General features: G+C 76.8%; 3 protein-coding genes. 2 read left to right on the top strand and 1 reads right to left on the bottom strand.

Translation table 11 applies throughout. From position 1 onward, the window contains the following. Window positions 1-16: 16 nt before the first annotated feature. On the top strand, window positions 17-9,490 hold the full coding sequence (locus tag K304_RS33330) for a type I polyketide synthase (RefSeq protein ID WP_078528889.1): 9,474 nt from the start codon (window positions 17-19) through the stop codon (window positions 9,488-9,490). 39 nt (window positions 9,491-9,529) lie between these two features. On the opposite strand, the gene K304_RS0110475 is transcribed toward K304_RS33330, so the two are convergent. Continuing rightward, window positions 9,530-10,216, bottom strand: a complete 687-nt coding sequence (locus K304_RS0110475; RefSeq protein ID WP_027763705.1) for an alpha/beta fold hydrolase — start codon at window positions 10,214-10,216, stop codon at window positions 9,530-9,532. Window positions 10,217-10,356: 140 nt separating this feature from the next. Between K304_RS0110475 and K304_RS0110470 the strand changes: the two genes are divergently transcribed. After that, complete coding sequence (locus K304_RS0110470; protein WP_027763704.1) at window positions 10,357-11,319, top strand: WYL domain-containing transcriptional regulator; 963 nt, start codon at window positions 10,357-10,359, stop codon at window positions 11,317-11,319. Window positions 11,320-11,399: the final 80 nt, after the last annotated feature.

The raw sequence follows: 11,399 nt of genomic DNA, 5'->3' as shown, positions 1-11,399 counted from the left end.
GGACGCCTGTGCGCTGGTGAAGGCGCGGGCGTCGTTGATGCAGGCGCTGCCCGACGGCGGCGCGATGTGGGCCGTCCGCGCCACGCCGGAGGAGGTCGAGCCGCACCTGGTGGAGGGCGTGTCGGTCGCCGCCGTGAACGCGCCGGGCCAGGTCGTGGTCTCCGGGGCGCGCGAGGCCGTGGAGCAGGTCGCGGCCGTGCTGGGGGAGGGGCGGCAGTCGCGGTGGCTGGAGGTCAGCCACGCCTTCCACTCCGTGCTGATGGACCCGATGCTGGAGGACTTCCGCCGCGTCGCCGCAGGCATCACCCACGCGGAGCCGACCCTGCCGGTGGTGTCCACGCTCACCGGCGACCTGGTGGCGGAGTTCACCGCCGACTACTGGGTGGACCAGCTGCGCGGCACCGTCCGCTTCGCCGACGCCGCCGCACGCCTCGCCGCCGAGGGCGTCACCCGCTTCGTCGAACTCGGCCCCGACGCCACACTGGTCGCCGCGATCGAGGAGACCTGCGGCGAACGGGCGCTCGCCGTCCCGGCCCTCCGCCGCGACCGTCCCGAACCCCGCACCGTCCTCACCGCCCTCGCCCGCCTCTGGGCGCACGGCGGCACCGTCGACTGGGCGGCGTACTACGCCCCCGCCCGGGCCCGGGTCGTCGACCTGCCCACCTACGCCTTCCAGCACCAGCGCTACTGGCCGACCGCACGGCTGTCCGTCGGCTCCCAGCCGCTGGGCTCCGTGCGCGCCGGGCACCCGTTCCTCCAGGCCGTGATCACCCTCGCCGGGCGCAGCGACGTGCTGATGCTCGGTGGCATCTCCGCGCAGAGCCACCCGTGGCTGGCCGACCACCAGGTGGCCGGGCAGCTCGTCTTCCCCGGCACCGGCTTCGTCGAGCTGGCGCTGAGTGCGGGCGACCGGGTGGGATGCGAACAGGTCGACGAACTGACCATCACCACTCCGCTGGTCGTCCCCGAGACCGGCGTCGTGCACCTCCAACTGCTCCTCGGCCCCCCGGACGACAGCGGCTGCCGTGCGCTCCAGGTGTCCTCGCGCCGCGACGACGATCCGGCCGGCCAGTGGACGGAGAACGCCTCCGGTGCGCTGGCGCCCGCCACCGCCACGCCGCCCGCCGACCTCACCGAGTGGCCGCCGTCCGACGCCGAGGCGCTGGACGCGTCCGGCCTCTACGCGCACCTTTCCGCGCTCGGCCTCCAGTACGGGCCCACCTTCCGCGGCCTCGAACGCGCCTGGCGCGTGGACGACGAGCTGTTCGTCGAGGTGCTGATGCCCCGCCCCTCCGGCGCCGGTCAGCAGTCCGACGCCGACACCTTCCACCTGCACCCCGCCGCCCTGGACGCGGTGCTGCACGCGATGGCCCTCGACACCGGCGGCGGCGACCCGTCCGCCGCCCCGGACGACGCCACCCCGGGCCGGCTGCCGTTCTCCTGGAGCGGCGTGACGCTGCACGCCGAGGGCGCCACCGCGCTCCGCGCACGGCTGCGCGTCACCGGTCCGGAGAGCCTCACCGTCCAGGTCGCCGACGTGTCCGGCCGCGCCGTGGCCGACGTACGGTCGCTGACGCTCCGCCCCATGGCCGTCGACGCCCTCACCGGCGGCGCGCCCGACGCTGCCGGAAACGCCCCCGCCGACGCGCTGTTCCGCCTCGACTGGACGCGGACGACCACCCCCGCCGCCGACCCGGACGCGGGCCCCACGGCCGTCCTCGGCACCGAGGACACCGCCCGGCTCCTCCCGCCCGGCACCCGCCACCCCGGACTGGCCGCGCTGCGCGCCGCGCTGGACGGCGGCGAGGAGGCCCCCGCGGTCGTCCTCGCACCGGCCGGACGTCCCGGCGCCACCGACGCGCAGGCCGTGCACGAGGCCGTGCTGGAGGCCCTGGAGCTGATCCAGGGCTGGCTGGCCGACGAGCGGTTCGAGGACAGCCGCCTCGTCCTCGTCACGGACGGCGCCGTCGCCGCCCGGGACGGCGACGCGGTCACCGACCTGGCGGGCGCGGCCGTGTGGGGGCTGGTGCGGTCCGCACAGTCCGAACACCCCGGACGCTTCCAGCTCCTCGACACCTCCGCCCCCGTCACCGAGCCCCCCGCCCCCGACGAGCCCCAACTCGCCCTCCGCGACGGCGGCGTGCTCGCCTGCCGTCTCGCCCGCGCCACCCCCGCCCCCGGCGCGCAGGCGGACTCCACGGGATACGGCGACGGCACGGTGCTGGTCACCGGCGCGACGGGCGAACTCGGCGGCGTGATCTGCCGCCACCTGGTCGCCGCGCACGGCGTCCGCGACCTGCTCCTGCTCAGCCGCCGCGGTGCGGACGCCCCCGGCGCCCGCGCGCTCGCCGCCGAACTCACCGACGCCGGCGCCCGCGTCACCCTCGCCGCCTGCGACGCCGCCGACCGGGACGCGCTGGCCGCCGTGCTCGCCGACGTCCCCGCCGACCGTCCGCTGACCGGCGTGGTGCACGTGGCCGGCGTCATCGCCGACGCCACCGTCACCTCCCTCGACGCCGACCGGGTCGCACGGGTGCTGCGTCCCAAGGTCGACGCCGTCCTCAACCTGCACGACCTCACCCGCGACAGCACGCTGTCGGCGTTCGTGGTGTTCTCCTCCGTCTCCGCCGCACTCGGCGCGCCCGGCCAGGGCAACTACGCCGCCGCCAACGCCTTCCTGGACGCCCTCGCCGCGTCCCGCCGGGCGGCCGGCCTGCCCGGACTCTCCCTGGGCTGGGGCCTGTGGGCGCAGGCGAGCGAGCTGACCGGCAGCCTCGACGACGCCGACCTGCGGCGCATGGCGCGCGGCGGCGTCATCCCGCTGACCGCCGACGACGGCACCGCCCTGTTCGACGCGGCCGCCGCCACCGGCCACGCCGCCGTCCTGCCCGTACGGCTCGACCTCGGCACGCTGCGGGAGACCGGCGAGCACCTGCCGCCCGTGTTCCGCGGACTGGTCCGGCGCCCCCGCCGCAAGGCCGCCGCAGCCACCTCCGCCCAGGCCGCCACCCTCGTCGACCGGCTCACCGCGCTGCCCGCCGAGGACCGGCTCCCGGCACTGCGCGACCTGGTCCGCGCACAGGCCGCCCTCGTCCTCGGTCACGAGGGCGCCGACGACGTCGCCGTCGACCAGCCGTTCCGCGACCTCGGCTTCGACTCACTGACGGCCGTCGAACTGCGCAACCACCTCAACGCGGCCACCGGCCTGCGGCTCACCGCCACCCTCGTCTTCGACCACCCCACCGCGGCCGCCGTCGCCGACCACCTCCTGGAACGGCTGCTCGGCGGCGACGCCGCCACCGCACCCGCCGCGCGGCCCACCCGGCGCGCGCAGCGCGCCGAGGACGACCCGATCGTCATCGTCGGCATGGCCTGCCGCTACCCGGGAGGCGTCCACGACCCCGACGACCTGTGGCGGATGGTCAGCACCGGCGCCGACGGCGTCACCCCGTTCCCCGACGACCGCGGCTGGGACCTCGACCGGCTCTTCGCCGCCGACCCCGGCGCGAGCGGCGCCACCTACGTCCGCGAGGGCGGCTTCCTGCACGACGCCGCCGACTTCGACGCCGCGTTCTTCGGCATCTCCCCCCGCGAGGCCCTGGTCATGGACCCGCAGCAGCGACTGCTGCTGGAGACCTCCTGGGAGGCCGTCGAGGCCGCCGGCATCGACCCGGCGACCCTCCGGGGCGGACGCACCGGCGTGTTCGCCGGCGTGATGTACCACGACTACCTGTCCCGGCTGCACACCGTGCCCGAGGGCGCCGAGGGTTTCCTCGGCACCGGTTCGGCGGGCAGCGTCGTCACCGGCCGCGTCGCCTACCTCCTCGGACTCGAGGGCCCGGCCGTCACCATCGACACCGCCTGCTCCTCGTCCCTGGTCGCCCTGCACATGGCGGCGCAGGCGCTGCGCGAGGGCGAGTGCGACAGCGCGCTGGCCGGCGGCGTCACCGTGATGGCCACCCCCGGCACGTTCATCGACTTCAGCGCCCAGCGCGGCCTCGCCGCCGACGGCCGCTGCAAGTCGTTCGCCTCCGCGGCTGACGGCACCGGCTGGTCCGAGGGCGTCGGGATGCTGCTGCTGGAACGCCTCTCCGACGCCCGCCGCAACGGCCACCGCGTCCTGGCCACGGTGCGCGGCTCGGCCGTCAACCAGGACGGCGCCTCCAACGGCCTCACCGCCCCCAACGGGCCGTCGCAGCAGCGCGTCATCCGCCAGGCCCTGGAACGCGCCGGACTGGCACCCCGCGAGATCGACGCCGTCGAGGGGCACGGCACCGGAACCGTGCTCGGCGACCCCATCGAGGCGCAGGCGCTGCTCGCCACCTACGGCCAGGACCGGGACGAGGACCGGCCGCTGTGGCTCGGTTCCCTGAAGTCCAACATCGGCCACGCCCAGGCGGCGGCCGGCGTCGGCGGCGTCATCAAGATGGTGCAGGCCATGCGGCACGGCGTGCTGCCTCCGACGCTGCACGTCGACGAGCCCAGCACCCAGGTCGACTGGGACTCCGGCAGCGTCGAACTGCTCACCGAGGCACGTCCCTGGGACACCGGGGACGACCGCCCCCGGCGCGCCGGCATCTCCTCGTTCGGCATCAGCGGCACCAACGCCCACGTCGTGATCGAGGCCGCCGACCGGCAGCCCGAGCCCGCCCGGTCCGACGACGGCCCCGCACCCACCGTGCCGCTGCTGCTCTCCGGACGCACCCCGGACGCCGTACGCGCCCAGGCCGCCGCACTCCGCGACCACCTCGCGGACCGCCCCGAACTCACCCCGCTCGACACCGCGTTCTCCCTCGCCACCGGCCGCAGCCGCTTCGACCACCGCGCCGTCGCCGTCGGCGGCGACCGCGACGAACTGCTCGCCGCCCTGGACGCCCTCGCCTCCGGAACCCCGGCACCCGGCACCGGCCACGGCAGGGCGGCCCCCCGCAAGGTCGCGTTCCTCTTCACCGGCCAGGGCGCCCAGCGGGTGGGTGCCGGACGTGAACTGCACGCGGTCTCACCGGTGTTCGCCGCCGCCCTGGACGACGTGATCGCCCGCCTCGACCCGCACCTGGACCGCCCGCTGCGCGAGCTGCTCTGGGAGGAGCCCGAGCCCGGAGCCGAAGCCCTCCTCGACCGCACCGGCTACGCGCAGCCCGCGCTGTTCGCCGTCGAGGTCGCCCTGTACCGGCTGCTGGAGTCCTGGGGCCTGCGCCCCGACGTGCTGGCCGGCCACTCCGTCGGGGAGTTCGCCGCCGCCCACGTCGCCGGGGTGCTCACCCTGGACGACGCCTGCCGTCTCGTCGCCGCACGCGGCCGCCTGATGCAGGAACTCCCGCCCGGCGGCGCCATGCTGGCGCTCCGCGCCACCGAGGACGAGGTGCGCCCGCACCTGGGCGACGACGTCGGCCTCGCCGCCGTCAACGGCCCGGACGCCGTGGTGCTCTCCGGGGAGGACGACGCCGTCACGCGCGTCGCCGGCCACTTCGCCGACCGCCGCGCCAAACGCCTGCGGGTCAGCCACGCCTTCCACTCCGCCCGCATGGAGCCGATGCTGGAGGCGTTCCGCGAGGTCGCCGAGTCCGTCACCTACCACCCCGCCGGCATCCCCTGCGAACCCACCGCCGCCGGCGCCCCCGAGGGCGGGTACGGCGACCCCGCGTACTGGGTGCGGCAGGTCCGCGAGGCCGTACGGTTCCACGACGCCGTCACCCGGCTCCGCGACCGCGGCGTCACCGGCTTCGTCGAACTCGGCCCCGACACCGCCCTCGCCCCCGCCGTCCGCGAGATCCTCGAGACCGAAACCGCGCAGCCCGGCACCACCGGCCGCGAGACGGCCGAGCCGTTCGTCGTCTCCCTGCTCCGCCGCGGCCGCCCCGAGACGCAGACCCTCGCCGGCGCACTGGCCGCCGTCCTGCCCCACGGCGACCACCTGGATGCGGAGACGCTGTTCGCCGGCACCGGCGCCCGCCGTGTCGAGCTGCCCACGTACGCCTTCCGGCACCAGCGGTTCTGGGCCGACGCCGGCACCGGCCCCGCCGACCTGAGCGCCGCCGGCCTGGCCGGCGCCGCGCACCCGCTGCTCGGCGCCTGCCTGCCGCTGCCCGACGGCGGCACCGTGTGCACCGGGCGGCTGCCGTCCGTCGCCCACCCGTGGCTGGCCGACCACCGGGTCGCGGGCAGCGCCGTGCTCCCCGGCACCGCCCTCCTCGAACTCGCCGTCCACGCCGGGGACCACGCCGGCTCCGACCGGGTCGCGGAACTGGTCCTCGCCGCGCCGTTCCCCCTCGACGTCGCCCACGACCGGCAGCTCCAGGTGGTCACCGGACCCGCGGACGAGACCGGCGACCGCACCGTCCGCATCCTGTCCCGCACCGTCGGCGCCCCCGCCGACGCACCCTGGACCACCCACGCCACCGGCACCCTCACCGACCGGCCCGCCGCCGAGGCCGACCCGTTCGACGCCACCGTCTGGCCGCCCGCCGACGCCGTGCCGGTGCCCGTCGACGGCCTCTACGACGACCCGGCCGAGGAGGGCGTGGCCTACGGCCCCGCGTTCCAGGGCCTGCACGACGCCTGGCAGCGCGACGGCGAGCTGTACGCCGAAGTGGCGCTGCCCGAACCGGTGCGCGCCGCCGCGCCGCACTACGGCCTGCACCCCGCGCTGCTGGACGCCGCCCTGCACGGCATCGCCTTCCTCCTGCCCGAAGGCGCCGGACGCCTCCTGCCGTTCTCCTTCGGCGACGTCGCCCTGCACGCCACGGGCGCCGCCTCGCTGCGGGTGCGGCTCACCGCGAACGGCCCGCAGGAGGTGGCCATCGCCGCCGCCGACCCGTCCGGTCGTCCCGTGGCCGACGTGGGCGCCCTCGCCCTGCGGGCCCCGGCCGACGCGCCGCGCCCGGAGAGCTGGTCCGACGCCCTGTTCCGCGTCGACTGGACGCCCGTCGCCGTGGGCGGGGCGGAGCCGGAGACCCGCCGCTGCGCACTCGTCGGCTCCGACACCCTGGACCTCACCGGCCCGCTCACCGAAGCCGGCGTGCCCGTCGAGTCGTTCGCCGACCTCGACGCGCTCACCGGCGCCGTCTCCACCGGCATGACGCTGCCGGAACTCGTCCTCGTCGCCGTCGACGGCTCCGACGGGTCCTCCGGGGGCGGCTCCACCGAAGCCTCCACCGAAGCCCCCGACGGCGCAGACACCCCGGCCGCCGCCCGGAGCGTCACGGCACACGCGTTGCGCACCGCGCAGACCTGGCTCGCCGCCGACGCCCTCGCCGGCAGCCGGCTCGCGTTCGTCACCCGCTCCGCGGTCGGCACCGGCCAGGACCGCCCCGGCGACCTCGCCGCCGCGCCGCTGTGGGGCCTGCTGCGCAGCGCCCAGACGGAGAACCCCGGCCGCTTCGTGCTCGTCGACCTCGACGACCAGCCCGACTCGGTGCTCGCCCTGCCCGCCGCACTCGACACCGGCGAACCCCAACTCGCCGTGCGCGACGGCCGGGTGTGCGCCGCACGCCTCGCCCGCGTCGCCGCGCCCGCCGACCCGGCCCACGCCTGGGACCCGGACGGCACGGTGCTGGTCACCGGCGCCACCGGGTCGCTCGGCGGCCCCGTCGCCCGGCACCTCGTCACCGACCACGGCGTCCGCCGCCTGCTGCTGCTCAGCCGCAGCGGCGCCGCCTCCGCGCAGGGCGCCGCCCTGCGCGACGAACTCACCGCGCTGGGCGCCCACGTCACCCTCGCCGCCTGCGACGCGGCCGACCGGGACGCCCTGGCGGCCACCCTCGACGGCATCCCGGACGCCCACCCGCTCACCGCCGTCGTCCACCTCGCCGGCGTGCTCGACGACGGCGTGGTCTCCGCCCTCACCCCCGAACGGTTCGACGCCGTCTTCCGCGCCAAGATCGACGCGGCGCTCCACCTGCACGAACTGACCCGCGAGACGCCGCTGTCGGCGTTCCTGCTCTTCTCCTCCTCCGCCGCCACCTTCGGCGCCCCCGGGCAGGGCAACTACGCCGCGGCCAACGCCTTCCTCGACGCGCTCGCCGCACAGCGCCGTGCCGACGGACTGCCCGGCCTGTCGCTGGCCTGGGGCGCCTGGGAACAGGGCATGGCCGGGCGGCTCGACGAGGCAGACCGGGGCCGGATGGCGCGCGGCGGCGTCCTCGCCCTCACCGAGAAGGAAGGGCTCCAGCTCCTCGACCAGACCCTCCGCACGCCCGACGCCGCCCTCGTCCCCGTACGCCTCGACACCTCGGCGTTCGGGCCCGAACCGGCGCCGCTGTTCCGGGGCCTGGTGCGCCGCTCGCCGCGCCGCGCCGCCGCGTCCGGCGAACCGGCCGGTCCGTCCCTGGCCCAGCGGGTGCGCGGCATGGACCCGGAGGCCCGCCGGGCCGCCGTGCTGGAGACCGTACGGGCCGCCACCGCGGCCGTGCTCGGCCACCCGTCCGGCGACGCGATCGCACCGGACGCGGTCTTCCTCGAACTCGGCCTGGACTCCCTCACGTCGGTCGAGCTGCGCAACGCGCTCGCCGCCGCCACCGAGCTGCGGCTCCCGGCCACCCTGGTGTTCGACCACACCTCGCCCGTCGACCTCGCCGACCACCTGTCCGGCGAGCTCGCCGGGGCCACCGGCCCGGAGAGCCCGCAAGGCGCCGAACCGGCTCCGGCCGCCCGCCGGGACGCGGACGACACCGTCGGCATGCTGTTCCGCCGGGCCGCCGAGGAGGGCCGCCACAAGGAAGGCTTCGCGCTGCTGGAGAGCGTCGCCCGGCTGCGGCCCACGTTCTCCTCGGCGGACGAGGTCGCCGCGTCGCCGACGGCCGTACGTCTCGCCGGCGGACCGGCGCCGGTGCGGCTGGTCTGCATCAGCTCCCAGGTGGCGCTCGCCGGGGTCCACCAGTACGCCCGGTTCGCCTCCAAGTTCCGCGACCTGCGGGACGTCGTCGCGCTGGCCGTGCCCGGGTTCGCGGGCGGGCAGTCGCTGCCCGCCACGGAGGACGCCCTTCTCGAGCTCCTCGCCCGGATGGTGCGCGAGCAGGTCGGCGACGAGCCGTTCGCGCTGCTCGGCTCCTCGTCGGGCGGCATCCTCGCGTACGCGACCGCCGCCCACCTGGAACAGGCGGGTCACCCTCCGGCGGGCGTCGTCCTCCTCGACACCTACGTCCCCGGCGACGACTCCCTCGGCCAGTTCGAGGACCAGCTGCTCGGCGGGATGTTCGCGCGGGAGGAGAGCTTCGCCCGCATGGACACCGCGCGGTTGTCCGCCATGGCGTGGTACTTCAACCTGCTCGGCGACTGGGCGCCCGGGAAGCTCGCGGCCTCGCGGCTCCTCGTCCGGGCCGGGGAACCGGTGGCCGGCGGGGACACGCTCTCCCCGGAGGACTGGCAGACCGGCTGGACCGAGGCCGACGACGTCGTGGACGTCCCCGGCAACCACTTCACCATGATGGAGGACCTGGCCGGGACGACCGCCGGCGTCGTGGACGACTGGCTGCGCGCCCGGGAGGCGTGACGACCACCCGGGCGCGCCCCGCGCGCCCGGGTGCCGGGATCAGCTCTCGTCCGCGACGGATGCGAGGAGCCGGGCGAGTTCGGCGGGCCTGCTGAACATCGGCCAGTGCCCGGAGTCGATGTCGGCGAACGCGACGTGCCGCGCTGCGGCGAGCTCGGGCACCTCGCCGTCGGCGATCAGCTGCCGGGCCTCGTCGGGGCCGAACTCCGGGCACACCAGCGTGACCGGGACGTCGTGGCGCCGCGCGTCGGACAGCCGCACCACGCCCTCGGCCACTCCCGCCGGCACGGGGATCGCGGCCTCCGCGACGGCGCGCCGCCTCTCCTCGCCGAGGTCGGCGGAGTCCGGGCCTTCGAACGGCTCCCAGCCGGGGAAGGGCATGACGCCGTCCTTCCGCTCGAAGAAGGCCGCGTAGGTCTCCGCGTCGGAGGACGGGAAGCCGCCGACGAGCGCGACCCCGGCGACCTTCTCCGGCCGCCGGTCGGCGGCCAGCCAGGCCAGGGTGCACGCCGCCGAATGCCCCACCACCAGCGGCCGGTCCGCCTCGGCGTCCACGGCGGCGAGCACCGCCGCCAGCTGGTCCTCCAGCGTGGCCGCCGAGGCGCCGTCGCCCTGGCCCGGGAGCGTCAGCGGCACGGGCCGGTGGCCGTGCGCCTCCAGCGCGGGCACCACCTCGTCCCACGCGGAGCCGTCGAGCCACAGGCCGGCGATGAGCAGGATTCTCATGGGCGCATCTCTTTCTTGCGGAAGTTCAGAGGTCGGAGCACGCGCGGCGGCGAGTGACGCCCACCGCGCGCCTCTCACGCTAGAACCGATTCCGGACGTTCTGCTTCCGGTACACGCCCGGGCGGCCCTACGCTGCTCGCGTGCCCACCGACCTCAGCCCCACCGCGCGGGCGCTGCGTGCCCTGGAGATCCTCCGCGACCGCCCCGGCACGACGGCCGGTGACCTCGCCGAACGGCTGGGGGTGACCGAGCGGGCGGCACGCCGGTACGTCGGCATCCTGCGCGAGGCCGGCATCCCCGTCGCCTCGGTCCGGGGCCCCTACGGCGGCTACCGGCTGGGCCGCGGCACCCGGCTGCCGCCGGTCGTCTTCACCGAGGCGGAGGCCGTCGGCGTGGTCATGGCGGTGCTCGACGGCCGGCCCGTGACCGGCGACGCGGAGAACCTGCTCGGCGACGCCCTCGGGAAGATCCTCCGGGCGCTGCCGGAGTCCGTGCGGCGGCAGGCGGCCGCGTTGCGGGACCACGCGGCGGTGGCGCCCGACCGGTACTCCACCCGCCCGGACCCGGCCGTCGTCAGCGCGCTGGTCGCCGCCGTCGCCGCGGCACGGCGGGTGCGGATCGCCTACCGCAGCGCGGCGGGCCGGGAGTGGGAGGCCGACGTGGACCCCTGGGCGGTCGTCGTCCGCCACGGCCGGTGGTACCTGCTGTGCCACTCCCACCGCGCCGACGCGGTCCGCACGTACCGGACCGACCGGATCGGCGCGGTACGGCAGACCGGGCACGGCTTCGCACCGCCCACCGGGCTGGACCCGGTCGCCGTCCTGGAGGAGCACCTGGGCACGGGCTGGGAGTACCCCACCCGCGTCCGCTTCGACGCCCCGGCGGCCGAGGTGGCGCCGTGGATACGTCCGCCCATGGGCCGCCTGGAGCCGTCGGGCGACGGATGCGTGCTCGTCGGCAGCACCGGCAACCCCGCCATGTACGCCCAGGAGTGGCTGGCCACCCTGCCGTTCGCCTTCCGCGTCGACGGCGGCCCCGAACTCCGCGCCGCCGTCGCCGAGGTCGCCACCCGCTTCACCGCCGCATTGACGGAGGAGACCTGAACGTGCGCGCCGCGCGGCGGCCGGCGGGCCGTACGCGAGGTGGCATGACGGCGCCGTGGCCCTGCGTCGGGGGCCGCAGG

This window comes from Streptomyces sp. CNS606 (assembly GCF_000426325.1).
Note: the sequence above shows the minus strand (reverse complement) of the source record. Positions and strands in the feature narration are given on the sequence as shown.